Source organism: Paraburkholderia humisilvae (assembly GCF_902859855.1).
Classification (GTDB): Bacteria; Pseudomonadota; Gammaproteobacteria; order Burkholderiales; family Burkholderiaceae; genus Paraburkholderia; species Paraburkholderia humisilvae.
The window spans coordinates 1-15,416 of the sequence record NZ_CADIKH010000041.1 but is presented as its reverse complement, the minus strand read 5'-3'; the positions used below and the strand labels follow the sequence as shown (position 1 = coordinate 15,416).

Annotated in this window: 15 protein-coding genes; 5 read left to right on the top strand and 10 right to left on the bottom strand. The window is 63.2% G+C overall.

Going from position 1 to position 15,416, the window contains the following annotated elements; all coding sequences use genetic code 11:
- Together ilvD and HV796_RS30080 are read left to right on the top strand one after the other, a co-directional pair.
- Positions 1–1,674, top strand: a complete 1,674-nt coding sequence (ilvD, locus tag HV796_RS30085) for a dihydroxy-acid dehydratase (protein ID WP_175230975.1) — start codon at positions 1–3, stop codon at positions 1,672–1,674.
- 241 nt (positions 1,675–1,915) lie between these two features.
- Positions 1,916–2,251, top strand: coding sequence for a c-type cytochrome (locus HV796_RS30080; protein WP_175230972.1), 336 nt, complete (start codon positions 1,916–1,918; stop codon positions 2,249–2,251).
- A 48-nt stretch (positions 2,252–2,299) separates the two neighbouring features.
- On the opposite strand, the gene HV796_RS30075 is transcribed toward HV796_RS30080, so the two are convergent.
- The 3 genes from HV796_RS30075 to HV796_RS30065 form a co-directional block, all read right to left on the bottom strand.
- Entirely contained in the window at positions 2,300–2,749 is a 450-nt protein-coding gene (locus HV796_RS30075) for a DUF2486 family protein (protein WP_175230969.1), read from the bottom strand.
- A gap of 120 nt (positions 2,750–2,869) precedes the next feature.
- Positions 2,870–3,286, bottom strand: a complete 417-nt coding sequence (locus HV796_RS30070) for a DNA polymerase III subunit chi (protein ID WP_175230966.1) — start codon at positions 3,284–3,286, stop codon at positions 2,870–2,872.
- A gap of 82 nt (positions 3,287–3,368) precedes the next feature.
- A complete protein-coding gene (locus tag HV796_RS30065) occupies positions 3,369–4,880 on the bottom strand; it encodes a leucyl aminopeptidase (RefSeq protein ID WP_175230963.1) in 1,512 nt (503 codons plus the stop codon).
- 134 nt (positions 4,881–5,014) lie between these two features.
- Between HV796_RS30065 and lptF the strand changes: the two genes are divergently transcribed.
- From lptF to HV796_RS30050, 3 genes are read left to right on the top strand one after another with little or no spacing between them, the layout of a single operon-like run.
- A complete protein-coding gene (gene lptF, locus HV796_RS30060; protein WP_175230960.1) occupies positions 5,015–6,139 on the top strand; it encodes an LPS export ABC transporter permease LptF in 1,125 nt (374 codons plus the stop codon).
- 3 nt (positions 6,140–6,142) lie between these two features.
- Entirely contained in the window at positions 6,143–7,291 is a 1,149-nt protein-coding gene (lptG, locus tag HV796_RS30055) for an LPS export ABC transporter permease LptG (RefSeq protein WP_175230957.1), read from the top strand.
- Between the two features lie 33 nt (positions 7,292–7,324).
- Positions 7,325–7,717 (top strand): sirohydrochlorin chelatase, encoded by a 393-nt coding sequence (locus tag HV796_RS30050; RefSeq protein WP_175230954.1) that lies wholly within the window; start codon positions 7,325–7,327, stop codon positions 7,715–7,717.
- A gap of 22 nt (positions 7,718–7,739) precedes the next feature.
- Here the strand turns inward: HV796_RS30050 and HV796_RS30045 are convergent, their stop codons facing one another.
- From HV796_RS30045 to HV796_RS30015, 7 genes are all read right to left on the bottom strand, one after another.
- A complete protein-coding gene (locus HV796_RS30045; protein WP_175230950.1) occupies positions 7,740–8,864 on the bottom strand; it encodes an aminotransferase class I/II-fold pyridoxal phosphate-dependent enzyme in 1,125 nt (374 codons plus the stop codon).
- Between the two features lie 179 nt (positions 8,865–9,043).
- Entirely contained in the window at positions 9,044–10,810 is a 1,767-nt protein-coding gene (locus tag HV796_RS30040) for a flavin-containing monooxygenase (RefSeq protein WP_175230947.1), read from the bottom strand.
- 104 nt (positions 10,811–10,914) lie between these two features.
- Positions 10,915–11,703, bottom strand: a complete 789-nt coding sequence (cobA, locus tag HV796_RS30035; protein WP_175231087.1) for a uroporphyrinogen-III C-methyltransferase — start codon at positions 11,701–11,703, stop codon at positions 10,915–10,917.
- Positions 11,704–11,764: 61 nt separating this feature from the next.
- On the bottom strand, positions 11,765–13,078 hold the full coding sequence (locus HV796_RS30030; protein WP_175230943.1) for a sulfate adenylyltransferase subunit 1: 1,314 nt from the start codon (positions 13,076–13,078) through the stop codon (positions 11,765–11,767).
- A gap of 21 nt (positions 13,079–13,099) precedes the next feature.
- The gene (gene cysD / locus HV796_RS30025) at positions 13,100–14,062 is read right to left on the bottom strand and encodes a sulfate adenylyltransferase subunit CysD (RefSeq protein WP_175230941.1); all 963 of its coding nucleotides are present in this window, start codon (positions 14,060–14,062) and stop codon (positions 13,100–13,102) included.
- A 101-nt stretch (positions 14,063–14,163) separates the two neighbouring features.
- Complete coding sequence (locus tag HV796_RS30020; RefSeq protein WP_175230938.1) at positions 14,164–14,904, bottom strand: phosphoadenylyl-sulfate reductase; 741 nt, start codon at positions 14,902–14,904, stop codon at positions 14,164–14,166.
- A partial coding sequence (locus HV796_RS30015) for a DUF934 domain-containing protein (RefSeq protein ID WP_175230935.1) occupies positions 14,901–15,416 on the bottom strand: 516 nt, incomplete at its 5' end. The genes HV796_RS30020 and HV796_RS30015, both read right to left, overlap by 4 nt.

The following is a 15,416-nucleotide window of genomic DNA, read 5'->3' as shown; positions in this document are numbered from 1 at the left end:
ATGTCGTACAACCGCCGCTCGAAGAACATCACGCAAGGCGTGGCCCGTTCGCCGAATCGTTCGATGTATTACGCCATCGGCTACAAGAAGGATGACTTCGACAAGCCGATGATCGGCGTCGCCAATGGCCATTCGACCATCACCCCTTGCAACGCCGGCCTGCAGCGTCTGGCCGACGCGGCCGTGGCCGCGGTCAAGGGCGCCGACGCGAACCCGCAGATTTTCGGCACGCCGACGATTTCCGACGGCATGTCGATGGGCACCGAAGGGATGAAATACTCGCTCGTGTCGCGCGAAGTGATCGCGGACGCGATCGAGACCTGCGTGCAAGGCCAGTGGATGGACGGCGTGGTCGTGATCGGCGGCTGCGACAAGAACATGCCGGGCGGCATGATCGGCCTCGCGCGGATGAACGTGCCGGGTATTTACGTGTACGGCGGCACGATCAAGCCGGGCAACTGGAAGGGCAAGGCGCTGACCATCGTGTCGTCGTTCGAGGCGGTTGGCGAATTCACCGCGGGCCGCATGTCCGAAGAAGACTTCAAGGGCATCGAACAGAACTCATGCCCGACCACCGGTTCATGCGGCGGCATGTACACGGCGAACACGATGAGCTCGTCGTTCGAGGCACTCGGCATGTCGTTGATGTACTCGTCGACGATGGCGAACCCGGACCAGGAAAAGGTCGACTCGGCCGCCGAATCGGCGCGCGTGCTGGTCGAAGCGGTGAAGAAGGACATCAAGCCGCGCGACATCATCACGAAGCAGTCGATCGAAAACGCAGTCTCGCTGATCATGGCAACCGGCGGGTCGACCAACGCGGTGCTGCACTATCTCGCGATCGCGCACGCCGCGGAAGTGGGCTGGACAATCGAAGATTTCGAGCGCATCCGCCAGCGTGTGCCGGTCATCTGCGACCTGAAGCCGTCGGGCAAGTATGTCGCGACCGACCTGCACCAGGCGGGCGGTATCCCGCAAGTGCTGAGGATCCTGCTCGACGCGGGCCTGCTGCACGGCGACTGCGTGACGATCACCGGCCGCACGCTCGCTGAAGAACTGAAGGACGTACCGGGCAAGCCGCGTGCCGATCAGCATGTGATTTTCCCGATCGAGCAGGCGCTGTACAAACAAGGCCACCTGGCGATCCTGAAGGGCAATCTCGCGGAAGACGGCGCGGTCGCGAAGATCACCGGCCTGAAGAACCCGGTGATCACCGGCCCGGCGCGCGTGTTCGACGACGAGCAAAGCGCGATGGACGCGATTCTGAACGACCGCATCAAGGCGGGCGACGTGGTGGTGCTGCGCTACCTCGGCCCGCAAGGCGGCCCCGGTATGCCGGAAATGCTGGCGCCGACCTCGGCGATCATCGGCAAGGGGCTGGGTGAATCGGTCGGCCTGATCACCGACGGCCGCTTCTCCGGCGGCACGTGGGGCATGGTGGTCGGCCACGTCGCGCCGGAAGCGTTCGTCGGCGGCGCGATTGCGCTGGTGCAGGAAGGCGATTCGATCACGATCGACGCGCACAAGCTGCTGCTGCAACTGAACATCGACGATGCTGAACTGCAGCGCCGCCGCGCCGCATGGAAGCAGCCGAAGCCGCGTTATACGCGCGGCGTGCTCGCGAAGTACGCCGCGCTCGCGCTGCCGGCGAACAAGGGCGCGGTAACCGGTTAAGCGCAGTTTCGACGGGCGTGCCGGCTTTTGAAGCGACCGGCGCGCCGCACGTGCGACGGACCGATGCGCGCCGTCCGAATGCCGAACCATGCGTGACCTGAAGGCACAGAAGCGCACGACAGGGGCACACGACAAATCGTGTGCCCCTTTGCTTTTATAATGCGGGCACCCGGTACGAGCAAAACGAACACAACCCTGCGCAGGCGCCATCCGCCCCGCACCGTTGCCGGTGGAGACCACGATGAAACCGAAGCGGTATGCAGCAGTGGGGTTGGCAGGCGCGTTGGCCCTGACGTTGATCGAACCGGCCGCGCATGCCGAAACGTCTCCGGGCCTCACGCTCGCGCAGCAGGAAAACTGCCTGAGCTGTCATTCAGTCACCCGGCGGGTGATGGGGCCGTCGCTGCACGATATTGCCGCGCGCTATGCGGCGCGCAGCGATGCGTCGCAGTACCTTGCGCACAAGATTATCGAAGGCAGCACGGGCGTTTGGGGAGCCGTGCCCATGCCGGCCAATACGCAGGTCACGCCAGACGAAGCCGAGCAGCTTGCCAGCTGGATTCTGACGCTCAAGTAACCTTCGACGCCGCGCACGCGCCAGGCCCGGCGCGTGGGGCGCCCCGGTTCAGCCTTGGCCGCGCAGCTTCAACTCTTCGCGAATCGCCTCGCGAATCCAGCCTGCCATCTCCGTCTCCAGCGCGAGTGCGACTTCGCGCGTGATCTGGTTGACAAGCCATGTCGTGTGGTCCTCGATCGCGTCGCGACAGCGCGCTTCGATCAGCGTGCGCCCTTCTCCTGTCAGGTAGCTTGCGAAGCGGCCGCGCAGCCGTTCGGCAATCAGATCGGCGTCGTAGTCCGGCGTCGCGGGTGCGACCGGTGCGGGCGCAGGTGCGGATGCCGCGGCGGGTGTCGGCGCCTGGGCCGAAGCCGGCGGCGTGACAAACGCGGGTTCCTCCGACAAAACGTCAGTGAGTTCGGGCAAGTCACGCGCCTGCGCCGGATCGCCCTGCACGATCACCTCGCTCAGAACGGGGATCGCAGCCTCGGGAGAAGAAGGATCGTTCGGATGGGACATGGGTGCACTCCGTCAATAAGTCGGACGAACCGATGAGCCAAAACCAGGCCCGATGGGGAAGCTCGTTATTCGCCGCAATGCGCGACTGCAGTTCGCAGCCGCAATTCGCGAACCTGAGCGCTAGCCGCCCTGCTTGTAGTTATTCAGAGCATAGCCGCGATCGCGATAGAAGCGATAGCGATCGCGACCCGCCGCGAGTTCGTCCGGCGCATTGCCGACCACTTCGAGCAGCCGCTCGAAGCGCGCAAACTGCGCGGGAACCGTCACGCCCAGGTTCAGCAGGATCTGATGATGCGGCGCGTCGTCCAGATTCGCGGCCAGCACCACCGGCGTGTCGGCAGCAAGCGCGCTGCCCGCCATGCAGTGCGGCACGAAGTCGAGCGGCGAGAACGTCCACAACTGCTCGTCGAACGCGCGCAGCCGCGGCGGCTCGGCCAGCACGACGAGCGGCTGGCCCGCCTGATACGCCTTGCGCACGAGGCGGCACGCGTACAACAGCGAGTCGCCGACGTTCGAATGAAAGTCGATGCGCGTCATGCCTACCCCCGCCGGTTCGGCCGGCGCGCGTCGCTCGCATGAGCCGACGCAGGTCGCACGCTCGACGCGCTCACGCGCTGCGTCATTGTGCGGCGCGATCGATCAGGAACTGCGACAGCAGCGGCACTGGCCGGCCGGTCGCGCCCTTTGCCGCACCGCTCTTCCATGCGGTGCCGGCGATATCGAGGTGCGCCCACGGATACGCTTCGGTAAAGCGCGACAGAAAGCACGCGGCGGTCACGCTGCCGGCCGGACGCCCGCCGATGTTCGCGACATCGGCGAAATTCGACTTCAGCAGATCCTGGTATTCGTCGTCGAGCGGCAGCCGCCAGGCGGGGTCCGCCGCTTCCTTCGCAGCGTCGAGCAGTTCGCCGGCGAGCGCGTCGTCCTTCGCGAACAGGCCGGTATTGTGATGGCCGAGCGCGATGATGCAGGCGCCCGTCAGCGTCGCGATATCGATCACCGCGGCCGGCTTGAAACGCTCCGCGTACGTGAGCGCGTCGGCAAGGATCAGCCGCCCTTCGGCATCCGTATTCAGCACTTCGATCGTCGTGCCCGACATGCTGGTGACGATGTCGCCCGGCTTGGTCGCATTGCCCGACGGCATGTTCTCGCAGGTCGGGATAATGCCGACCACGTTGATCTTCAGCCCCATTTCAGCGACTGCGCGCAGCGTGCCGAGCACGGAACCCGCGCCGCACATGTCGTACTTCATTTCATCCATGGCTTCACCCGGCTTCAGCGAAATGCCGCCGGTGTCGAACGTGATGCCCTTGCCGACCAGCACGACCGGCGCCGCCTTCGCCGCGCCGCCGTGGTACTGCAGCACGATAAATTGCGGCGGCTCGACCGAACCTTTCGCGACCGACAGGAAAGAGCCCATCTTCAGCGCTTCCAGTTGCTTCTGGCCAAGCACTTCGACTTTCAGTTTCCAGTCCTTCGCAAGCTTCTTCGCGGCGCTCGCCAGATAGGTCGGCGTGCAGACGTTACCGGGCAGGTTGCCCAGGTCGCGCGTGAGATCCATGCCGTTCGCGAGCGCCGCGCCCTGCTTCGCGGCAAGCTTGGCGAGCTTCTCGTCGGCAGGATCGACCGTCAGCACGATGCGCTTGAGCGCACGCGCGGTCGTATCCGGCTTGCTCTTCATCTGCGTGAACCGGTACGTCAGCTCGCGCAAGGCGAGGATGGCCGCGCGCACCGCCCAGTCCGACGTGCGCTCCTTGATCGGCGCCTGCGCGAGCGTGAAAGTGACCTGCACGATCTTCGTACCGAGAATGGCGCGCCAGGCGGCGCGCACCGCGTCGCCGTAGGCCTTCTGCGTGAACGCATCCTGTTTGCCGAGGCCAACCAGCAGCACGCGCGATGCGCCGATGCCGGACACTTCGTGCAGGAACAGCGTGCTGCCGTTCTTGCCGTCGATATCGCCCGCCTTGATGATGCGCGTCAGCAGGCCCTTGGTCGCCGTGTCGATTTCCAGTGCGGCGCCGGACAGCGTTTGCGACTCGAAGACGCCGATCACGATGCAATCGGATTTTCCGGTCAGGAACCCTTGGGTCGAGCCTTTGCTCCAATCACAGGCTTTTATGCTAAAGTCCATCGCGCTTGTCCTCGGATAAAATCTGGGCTTAGGATGAAAGCCGCAATTATCCGCTATTTTTCCCGTGGCCGTCGCTTCGGAGGTGCGTACTACGCATACGGCGCCCCGTAGAGCATGCCCTCCCTTCATCAACAATGATCTTTGAACGCTCCCTCCAGCGCGAACTGGCATACACGGCTGGTGCCGTGTTCATGGTCCTGCTGACGCTCGTGCTGACCACGATGATGATCCGCATCGTCGGTTTCGCCGCGTCCGGCGAGATCGATCCGCGCGATGTGCTGGTGCTGATCGGGCTGACCGTGATCGGTTACCTCGCGATCATGCTGGTCGCGACCCTGTTCGTGTCGATCCTGTTCGTGCTCACGCGCTGGTACCGCGACTCCGAAATGGTCGTGTGGCTGTCGTCGGGCGTGAGCCTCACGCAGTTCATCAAGCCGATCGCCGTGTTCTCGACGCCGATCATCATCCTGATCATGTTCTTCGTGTTTGTCGGCTGGCCGTGGTCGAATGCGCAGAACAAGCTGATCCGCGCGCGCTTCCAGCAGCGCGACGAGGTGTCGCTGCTCGCGCCGGGCCAGTTCCGCGAATCGGCGGTCAGCCATCGCGTGTTCTTCATCGAGAGGATGTCGCCGGACCAGTCGCACGTCGAGAACGTGTTCGTGACGAGCACCGAGAACGGCAAGGTCAATGTGGTCGTCTCGAAGTTCGGTCATACCGAAACGCAGAAGAATGGCGATCGCTTCGTCGTGCTCGAAAACGGCCGGCGATATGACGGTGAACCCGGCCACCCGGATTTCCGCATCATGGAGTTCGAGCGCTATGGCATCAAGATCCAGAGCCAGCCGGTGGTTAGCACCCCCACCACCACCGGCACGCCGACGCTCGACCTGCTGCGCAACCCGACCCGCGACAACCTCGCCGAGTTCGCATGGCGCGTCGGGCTGCCGCTGATCGCGATCAACCTGATGCTGCTCGCCATTCCGCTCGCCTACCAGAACCCGCGCCGTAGCCGCACGATCAACCTCGTGATGGCGGTGCTGATCTATCTGACCTATTCGAACGTGCTGAATGTCGTTCAGTCATGGATCCAGCAAGGAAAAATGTCGTTCCCGGTCGGACTGGTCGGATTGCATATCGTGGTTGCGCTCATCGTCGTGTTTATTTTCTGGCTGCGCGTACGCAACCGTCCGCTATTCTCACGTGCGATGTTTAGCCGCGGGTCGGCGAGCGGTTCATCATCGCAGTCGCAAGGAGTCTGACCGATGCGGATCTATGAGCGGTATTTCGCACGTCAGGTCTATCTGTCGTTCATCTTCATTCTGTTCGCGTTTTCCGGCCTGTTTTTCTTCTTCGACCTGATCAACGAACTCAATTCCGTTGGCCGCGGCCACTACAACTTCAGCTTTGCGGTGCTGCGCGTTGCATTGCAAACGCCGTCGCGCTTCTACGAAATCATTCCGGTCGCGGCGCTGATCAGCGCGATCTACGTCTTCGCGCAGATGGCCGCGAACTCCGAATACACGATTTTCCGCGTATCCGGTCTCGCGACCAATCAGGCGCTGCGTTCGCTGCTGAAGATCGGCATCCCGCTCGTGCTGTTGACCTATCTGATCGGCGAAGTGGTCGGACCGTATACGGACCAGTTGTCCGAACGCGTGCGGCTCGAAGCGCTCGGCTCGGCGGTGTCGAGCAACTTCGAATCGGGCGTGTGGGTGAAAGACACGCTGACCGCGCGCGCCGACGGCGAGCAGGTCACGCGCTTTGTCAACGTCGGCGAGCTGAGGCCCGACGCGACGATCAGCAATGTGCGCATTTACGAGTTCGACTCGAAGTTCCGGCTGTCGAATGTGCGAATCGCGAAGTCAGGCGTGTATCAGCCGCCGGGACACTGGAAGTTGACCGACGTCACCGATACGCAACTGATCGATGTGGTGCCGCCCGGCGTCACGCCGACGGATGCGCTGAACCCGGTCTATCGCGCGAAGCAGATCACGCTGCCCGAGTACTCGCTGCGTTCGGAACTGACACCGCAGATTCTGTCGGTGCTGCTGGTGTCGCCAGACAGAATGTCGATGTTCAATCTGTTTCGCTATATCCAGCACTTGACCGAAAACCATCAGGACACGCAGCGCTATGAGATCGCGCTGTGGCGTAAGCTGCTGTATCCGTTTGCGGTGTTCGTGATGCTGGTGCTATCGCTGCCGTTCGCGTATCTGCATACGCGCGCGGGCGTGGTCGGCATGAAGGTGTTCGGCGGGATTATGCTCGGGATGAGCTTCCAGCTGTTCAACACGCTGTTCTCGCACATCGGCAACCTGAACACCTGGCCCGCGCCGTTGACCGCCGCGACGCCGGGGCTGGTGTACCTGGTGCTGGGGCTGGTTGGCCTGAAGTGGGTTGACCGGCATTAGCGGCGGCGCAACGGCCAGCCGGGGGAATGTGTGATGGCAACTGATTCGGTGAAATGGGCGCATGCGGCAGCAGGCATTGTTCTGTTTGCGCATGGCGCACGCGACGCGCGCTGGGCGGAGCCGTTCGAAAGGCTCGCCAATATGTTGCGCAGTCTTCGCAGTGACCCCGTTTCGCTCGCGTTTCTCGAACTGATGGAACCGGATTTGCCCACTGCCGTCGCGCAGCAAGTGGCGAACGGCTGTGGCGCCGTCACCATCGTGCCGGTGTTCTTCGGCCAGGGCGGACACATCCGGCAGGACCTGCCGGTAATCGTCGACCGCTGCCGGGCTGCCCATCCCGACGTCGAGATTCGCTGTGCGCCGCCCGTCGGCGAAGACGACGCGGTGATCGAAGCGATCGCGCGATATTGTCTGCGACAGATTTAGCTTCGACTCGCTTCGTGCTCTTTTAGCGGTTGCCGCGCAGGTTGACGAGGTAGTCTTCAAAAATCGGCAGAATCTGCGACATGTTCTTGCGGCCAAAACCGATCCGGAAGTTCGCATCGCCGTAGTCGAGCAACGTGCTCGGCAGTAGCAATACGCCGGTTTGCCCGATCAATCTTTCGCAGAATGTATACGCCGACAGGTTCTTCAAACGCGGGAACGCGATGGTTCCAGCGGACGGCCTGCGCCATTCGAAAGTCCCGTCATGCCGTGCAAAAAACGCATCCAGTAACTGCAGGTTTGCGCGCGTGATGTCAGTGGCCCGACGGGTCAATGCGTCGGTATGGCGGATCGCGATTGTCGCGAGATATTCGCTCGGCGCGCTGTTGCTGATTGTCAGATAGTCCTTGAAGACACTCATGCGCTGCAGCACTTCGCGATCGCGCGTCGCAATCCAGCCGATGCGCAATCCCGCGAGACCGTGCGACTTCGCCAACGCGCCCAGCGACACCGCCCGTTCATACACGTCACATGCGGCAGGCAGCCGGTGTGCGGGATCGAGTTCGAGGCCGCGATACACTTCGTCGCTGAAAAGCAGCAAGCCGTTGCGCCGCGCGAATTCGACGATCGCGTTGAACTCGTCGGCGCTTGGCAGATAGCCCGTCGGGTTGTGCGGGAAGCAGACCACCAGCGCCTTGGTTTCCGGGCGGATCAGATTGGCCAGTTCGTCGACATCGAGTGACCAGCCCGACGATTCGCGCGCCATCCATCGCGTCACCGCGAGCCCGCGATCTTGCGCGATCGAATAGTGCGATTGATAGCCCGGCATATGCACGATCACATGGTCGCCGGGTGCGAACATCGCGTTCATGAACGAGTAGATCGCTTCCTGCGCGCCCGTATGGACAATGATCTGGTCGGCGTGCGTCGCGGTGTAGAGCTGCTTCGCGAGTTCGTTGCGCAGTGCCGGAGCGCCAGGGTATTCGGTGTAGCCGAGCCATGTTTGTACCAGTCCTTCAGACGAGCCCGGCTCATAGGCCAGCAATTCGCTCACCGACATCGACTCGGGGTCCGAACTGCACAAAAGATATTGAGCGGTGAACTCGTGCTGCGCGAAGTAACGTTCGAGTTTAAAGGGAGTAAGCGTCATGGCGGCCTCGCTTCGAAGGGGATCAGCTGGACGATTAAAATCGTGCAGTTTGATGTCGTTCGCCGGATAAGAGAAGCTAATTTTACTAACGTCGCTTCAATGATGCTAATGCGGGAATTTATATTGACGCAGAGTTCACGGCTGCATCGACGACCCCGTCCTGAACCGCGCCGGATCTCCTACGGCTGAAATACCTCAACCTGCAATCCCTCGTACCGCGCCTTCAATTGCAGCGCGAGAAACTTCGAATAAAACCGCGCCATCTGGAAATTGCCGCCGTGAAACCACAGCCCCGGTTGCCGCGTCGGTTTCCACATATTGCGCAGCTCGCCGTTCCACGGGCCCGGATCACCATCGAGCCCCGAGCCGTACCCGTATACGCGTCCGACCGATGCCGCAACGTCAGGCGAAATGAGCTTTGCAATGACCTCGTTTATCGGTCGATATCCGGTCGCATAGATGATGTCATCCGCATCGACACGCGAGCCGTCGCTCAGCACGACGCACGAACGCTCGATACGTATCGGCTGAACGCCGGACTTCAGCTTGATGCTTCCATTTGCAACCAGCTCCGACGCACCCGTATCGATGTAGTAGCCCGACCCTTTGCGCAAATATTTCCCGACAATGCCCGCCCCATCGTCGCCGAAGTCCAGCCGGAAACCCACCGCCGCAAGCCGCTGATAGAACGCGTCGTCCTCGCGGGCGATCTTTTCCATGATCGGCCGGAACACGACCGGAAGCATACGCATCGGCAATGCCGCGCGCTGCAGGTCGGCCTGTTCGACATCGAGTCCGCGGGCCACCGCCTCTTCCGAATACAGCGAGCGCATCATGTCGAGCACGCGCGCCTGGCGAATCACGTGCGTCGACGAGCGCTGGACCATCGTCACATCGGCGCCATGATCAAACAGGTCTTCGCAAATATCGTGTGCGGAGTTGTTCGAACCGAATACGACCACCTTGCGACCGTTGAACCCTGCGCCACCCGGATGCGCACTCGAGTGACGCTGCGTACCCGCGAACGATTCCGCACCGGGAAGCGCAGGAATATCAGGCTCGCCGTTCAAGCCGGTCGCCAACACGAGATGCTGCGCCCGCAGCGTCGTTTCACGGCCGCCTTGCACGACACGCGCCTGCCATCGGCCGTTCGCCGCGTCGTATTGCGCGCCGACGCACGCGGTGTGATGCCAGATGTCGAGTTCCATGATCTGCGCATACGACGCCAGCCAGTCGCCGACCTGATCCTTCGCCGGGAACACGGGCCAATGGTCCGGAAAATTCAGGTAAGGCAGATGATTCGACCACACCGGGTCATGCAGATGCAGCGACGCATATCGCGCACGCCAGCTATCCCCCGTACGCGCATGGCGGTCGACGATCAGCGCCGGCACGCCAAGCAATTTGAGCCGCGCGGCGAGACTCAATCCGCAGTGTCCGCCACCGACGATCAGCACGTAGGGCTGTTTCGCTGCACCGGCTTCGGCCGTTTGCGCCATCGGCTGCTCGTGGATTCGAAGGCCCGGGTCTCGTGGTTCATGACCTGTCGCACGCCGGCTGCGTAGCGGTTCCTCAAAGCCCTTGAACTCCCGCAGCGCCGTCAGCAGCGTCAGACACCGGCCGTGCGCATCGAGACGCACATAGCCATCGCAGCGGCCGCGTTCGGTCTCGAATGAAATGAACCCATCGGTCGCGCCCTGCCGCACAGGTTCGGCAACGGCCCAGCCGCGTGGCCGGATCGACGCAAGGGTCGCATCGAGCATCGCGCGAATCGCATCGCGCCCTTCCATCGTGCGGATGTCCCACGTGAACGCGACCAGGTCGCGCCAGAAACAGGTAGCGCCGAACAGCGCGACGACTTCATCGGTGTTCGCGCCATTCATCGCGCGCGAGAATGCATCGAGCCACGCAGCCAGCGTCGTGGCCTCGGGGGCCTGTTGGGTCATTCGATTGGATCTCCGTGCGCATCGTGCGCGAGCATCGGCAATAAAAAAGGCGCGATTGCTCGCGCCTTCATTGTCCCGCAATCGGCCGATCCGATTAGTGAAACCTACGCCACTCTGCGTATTCCTTTTTCGTCCCGGGCCACTTCAGCCGTAGCGTCAACTTCGTCGACCACCTGCTCCGCGCGCTGCCGTTCTGCAAACGCATCGCCGATCATCAGCAGGCTCGGCTGCGCCGGGTCCAGCCAGGGTTGCGCATCGCCGGCCGCAAGCTCTTCGAGCGTCAGCGTCAGCGTCCGCTCGCGCGGCGTGCTGCAAGCTTCGACGATCGCCACCGGCGTGGACGACGCGCGCCCCGCATCGATCAGCTGTTGCGCGATTTCAGGTGCGCTGTCGCGTCCCATGTAGAACACCAGCGAATCGGCATTGACCTGCTCGCGAATCGCTTCGGTGTCGGCCGCGCGGCTATGCGTCGCGAGCGCAACGCTGCGCGCCACGCCACGCAGCGTCAGCGAGCGCTGCAGGGCGGACGCGCCCGCCAGCGCCGCGGTGATACCCGGCACGACTTCATATTCGATGCCGGCCGCCTCGAGTGCGCGCATCTCTTCATCGGCGCGGCCGAACAACATCGGATCGCCGCCCTTCAGACGCACCACGACGTCGTGCTCGCGTGCCGCATCGACAATCTGCTTGTTGATAAAGTGCTGCGCGGTCGAGCGCTGCCCACAACGCTTGCCGACCGCGATCTTGCGCGCACGCGGCGCGTGCTCGAGCATCTCCGGCTCGATCAGCGCATCGTGCAGCACGACATCGGCGATGCCCAGCAGACGCGCGCCGCGCACCGTAATGAGGTCCGCCGCACCAGGCCCTGCACCGATCAGATACACCTTACCCATTTGCTCCCGCTCCGTTGGTCCGGCCTGCATGAAAACCGCGATAGACATCGGCTCGCGCCCGTCAGGCGGAAACCGCACGAATCATGCCTGCGGCGACCGTGTGATGCGTCGCTTCGTCGATCAGCACGAATGCGCCAGTGCCTGGATGCGTATCATACTCGTCGCAGACAAGCGGCTTTTGCAGGGTCAGCGACACGCGGCCGATGTCGTTCATCGTCAAGTCCAGCCGGTCGGTCGCGTGCGACAGCGTATGCACGTCGAGCACCTGCTGGATCGCGCCGACGCGCGCAAACACCGTGTTGGTGGTCTGCTTCAGCAGATACTTGCGCTGCGTCGACAACGGCGTTTCGTCGAACCAGCACAGGTCCGCTTCGAGCTTTTTCGCCGGCTGCAGCGTATCGCCGGCGTGCACGAATGTGTCGCCGCGCGACACATCGACATCCTGCTCCAGGCGAATCGTCACGGTCTGCCCGGCGAATGCGCGGTCCACTTGCGCGGTGCCGCCCGGCACCGGCGCAATGATTTCCGCGATGCTCGCTTCGCGATTGCCCGGCAGCACGACGATCGCGTCGCCCACCTTCACCTCGCCGGACTCGACACGGCCCATATAACCGCGGAAGTCGTCGGCCTGGCTGCCGTCCTGGCGCGCGACCCACTGCACCGGGAAGCGCAGCGTGTCATGGCTCGCGGTCGCAACCGGCAACGCTTCGAGCACATCGAGCAGCGGCTCGCCGGCGTACCACGGCATCCGCTCGCTGGCGGTCACGATGTTGTCGCCCTTGAGCGCCGACACCGGCACAAAGCGCACATGGGTCAAACCCAACTGGCGCGCCAGTTCGACATACGCGTCACGAATCTCGTTGAAACGGGTTTCGCTAAAGTCGACCAAATCCATCTTGTTGATCGCGACGATCACATGCTGCAGACCGAGCAGCTTCACGATCGCGCTATGGCGCTTCGTTTGCGGCAGCAATTGCGCAATACCGTTTTCGAGCGTGACACGCGTCGCATCGACCAGAATGATCGCCGCATGCGCGGTCGACGCGCCGGTCACCATATTGCGCGTGTACTGCTCGTGTCCCGGCGTATCGGCGATGATGAACTTGCGCTTGGCCGTCGCGAAGTAACGATACGCGACGTCGATCGTGATGCCCTGCTCGCGTTCGGCTTCGAGACCGTCCGTCAACAGCGACAGGTCGATCTCATCGCCGACCGTGCGCTTGTTCTTCGCACGCGACAGCGCGGACAGCTGGTCCGACAGCACCGCCTTGCTGTCGTACAGCAGGCGGCCGATCAGCGTGCTCTTGCCATCGTCGACACTGCCCGCCGTGATGAAACGCAGCACGCCGAGGTCTTGCGGTTGATGAATGCTCATGACTGTCTTACCTCGTGTGCTTCAGAAATAACCCTGCTTCTTGCGCTGTTCCATCGCGGCCTCGGACGTCTGGTCGTCCATCCGTGTCGCGCCGCGTTCGGTGATCTCGGTCACCGCCGTTTCGGCGATGATCTTCTCGAGGGTATCCGCGTCACTCGCGACCGGGCACGTGCAGCTGATGTCGCCGACCGTGCGGAAACGCACCAGCGCCTGTTCGCTGGTTTCGTCTTCGCGCATCGGCGTAAGCGGCGTAACCGGCACCAGCAGACCGTTGCGGCGCACGATTTCGCGGCGGTGCGCATAGTAGATCGACGGCAGTTCGAGCTGTTCGCGCGCGATGTATTGCCACACGTCGAGTTCGGTCCAGTTCGAGATCGGGAACACACGCAGGTGTTCACCCTGATGCAGGCGCGCGTTATACAGGCTCCATAGTTCAGGGCGCTGCGCCTTCGGGTCCCACTGGCCGAACTCATCGCGAAACGAGAAGATCCGCTCTTTCGCGCGTGCCTTCTCTTCGTCGCGGCGCGCGCCGCCGATCATCGCGGTATAGCCGTATTGCTCGATCGTCTCGAGCAGCGTGACCGCCTGCGCCGCGTTGCGCGAATCGGTCTCGCGGCGCAGCCGCACGGTACCGCGTTTGATCGAATCTTCGACATGGCCGACCACCAGTTCCGCGCCGATTTCCTGCGCGCGGCGATCGCGGAAGTCGATCACTTCGTCGTAGTTGTGGCCTGTGTCGATATGCACCAGCGGAAACGGCAGCAAGGTCCGGCGGTTCGCGCCAAGGCCGAACGCCTTCAGCGCGAGATGCAGCACCACCACCGAGTCCTTGCCGCCCGAGAACAGCAGCGCGGGCTTGCTGCATTCGGCGACGAGCTCACGCAGGATGTGGATCGACTCGGCTTCGAGCCAGTCGAGATGGTCCATCCGGTTGCCCGGATTCGTGAGCGGGGCGGTGACAGTCGGTTCGAGCGTCGTGCTCATAGTTCGGGTCCTTCGTTGATTCGTCTGGCGAGCGGTGCAACCGGCTCGCGGTATCGATAAGACTTGGCGCTGGGGCTTACGGGCGGTCTGCTTGCGGGTGATCACGCAGATGCGCTTTCCGGACTCACCGCAATCGGAATGGTGGTGATGTGCAGCCCACATTCCTTCGTATCGCGCGACTCCCACCACCAGCGACCAGCCCGGCTGTCTTCGCCCGGCCGGATCGCGCGCGTACAGGGCTCGCAGCCGATGCTCGGGTAGCCGCGTGCGTGCAGTGGATTAACCGGCACGTCGAAAGCGTCGAGGTACGCCCACACGTCGGCTTCCGTCCAATCGGCGAGCGGATTGAACTTGGCGATATCGCGCGCGGCGTCGTGCTCTTCCTCGTGCAATTCCGCACGCGTCACCGACTGCTCGCGGCGCTGGCCCGTCACCCATGCACTGACGCCGGCGAGTGCGCGGTTCAGCGGTTCGACCTTGCGGATTTCGCAGCAGCGCTTGCGCAGGTCGATGCTTTCGTAGAACGCGTTCAGACCGTGCGCGGCGGCGTATTCGTCGACCGCGGCCGGCTGCGGGTGGAACTGTTCGATGTCATAGCCGTAGCGTTCGCGCACACGATCGAGCATGCCGAGCGTTTCCGCGTGCAGGCGGCCCGTATTCAGCGTGAAGACGCCGATCTTCACGCCGCGCGACAGAATCGCGTGCGTGAGCAGCATGTCTTCCGCGGCAAGGCTGCTCGCAAACTTGACGTCCGCATGACGTGCCGCGATCGAATCGAGCAGCGCATCGAGCCGCTCGATCTTCGCAGCCAGCTCCGGCGCCACGTTTTGCAGGTCGCTCATGCCGAGACCTTTTGCGCGGCCGCTGCTGCGCGGCGACGGAACAGCGGACGCGGATCGTCGAACGCGCCCTGGTACTGCACCGTAAACTCGGTAAACGCCTTCAGCGCGTCGTCAATGTCCTTGTCGGCGCGCAGCGCGTACGCGTTGAACCCGCAGCGCTCGTAGAAGCGCAACTGATCGCGCAGCACATCGCCGATCGCGCGAATCTCGCCCTGGTAGCCATAACGTTCACGCAGCAGACGCGCAATGCTGTAGCCGCGGCCGTCACGGAACACCGGGAAATCGACTGCGATTAGCGCGAGCTTGTCGAAATCGCCGGCGATTTCGGCCGGTTCGCTATCCGGCGCGAGCCACACGCCGATCCCGGCAGCGCCACGCGCGACCGTCAGCGCGTCGCGCGAGCTTTGCCACAACGCGAGCGGCACCAGCACCTTGCCGGCCGGCAACGCGTCCACCGCCGGCAGCGTGCCGTCTTCCGCCGCGCGCACGACCGTCCAGTCATCGTTGACGAT

Excerpts from the sequence above, each read along its gene's own strand:
- ilvD (WP_175230975.1), top strand. The coding sequence starts at position 1 with ATGTCGTACAACCGCCGCTCGAAGAACATCACGCAAGGCGTGGCCCGT.
- HV796_RS30080 (WP_175230972.1), top strand. The coding sequence starts at position 1,916 with ATGAAACCGAAGCGGTATGCAGCAGTGGGGTTGGCAGGCGCGTTGGCC.
- HV796_RS30075 (WP_175230969.1), bottom strand. The coding sequence starts at position 2,749 with ATGTCCCATCCGAACGATCCTTCTTCTCCCGAGGCTGCGATCCCCGTT.
- HV796_RS30070 (WP_175230966.1), bottom strand. The coding sequence starts at position 3,286 with ATGACGCGCATCGACTTTCATTCGAACGTCGGCGACTCGCTGTTGTAC.
- HV796_RS30065 (WP_175230963.1), bottom strand. The coding sequence starts at position 4,880 with ATGGACTTTAGCATAAAAGCCTGTGATTGGAGCAAAGGCTCGACCCAA.
- lptF (WP_175230960.1), top strand. The coding sequence starts at position 5,015 with ATGATCTTTGAACGCTCCCTCCAGCGCGAACTGGCATACACGGCTGGT.
- lptG (WP_175230957.1), top strand. The coding sequence starts at position 6,143 with ATGCGGATCTATGAGCGGTATTTCGCACGTCAGGTCTATCTGTCGTTC.
- HV796_RS30050 (WP_175230954.1), top strand. The coding sequence starts at position 7,325 with ATGGCAACTGATTCGGTGAAATGGGCGCATGCGGCAGCAGGCATTGTT.
- HV796_RS30045 (WP_175230950.1), bottom strand. The coding sequence starts at position 8,864 with ATGACGCTTACTCCCTTTAAACTCGAACGTTACTTCGCGCAGCACGAG.
- HV796_RS30040 (WP_175230947.1), bottom strand. The coding sequence starts at position 10,810 with ATGACCCAACAGGCCCCCGAGGCCACGACGCTGGCTGCGTGGCTCGAT.
- cobA (WP_175231087.1), bottom strand. The coding sequence starts at position 11,703 with ATGGGTAAGGTGTATCTGATCGGTGCAGGGCCTGGTGCGGCGGACCTC.
- HV796_RS30030 (WP_175230943.1), bottom strand. The coding sequence starts at position 13,078 with ATGAGCATTCATCAACCGCAAGACCTCGGCGTGCTGCGTTTCATCACG.
- cysD (WP_175230941.1), bottom strand. The coding sequence starts at position 14,062 with ATGAGCACGACGCTCGAACCGACTGTCACCGCCCCGCTCACGAATCCG.
- HV796_RS30020 (WP_175230938.1), bottom strand. The coding sequence starts at position 14,904 with ATGAGCGACCTGCAAAACGTGGCGCCGGAGCTGGCTGCGAAGATCGAG.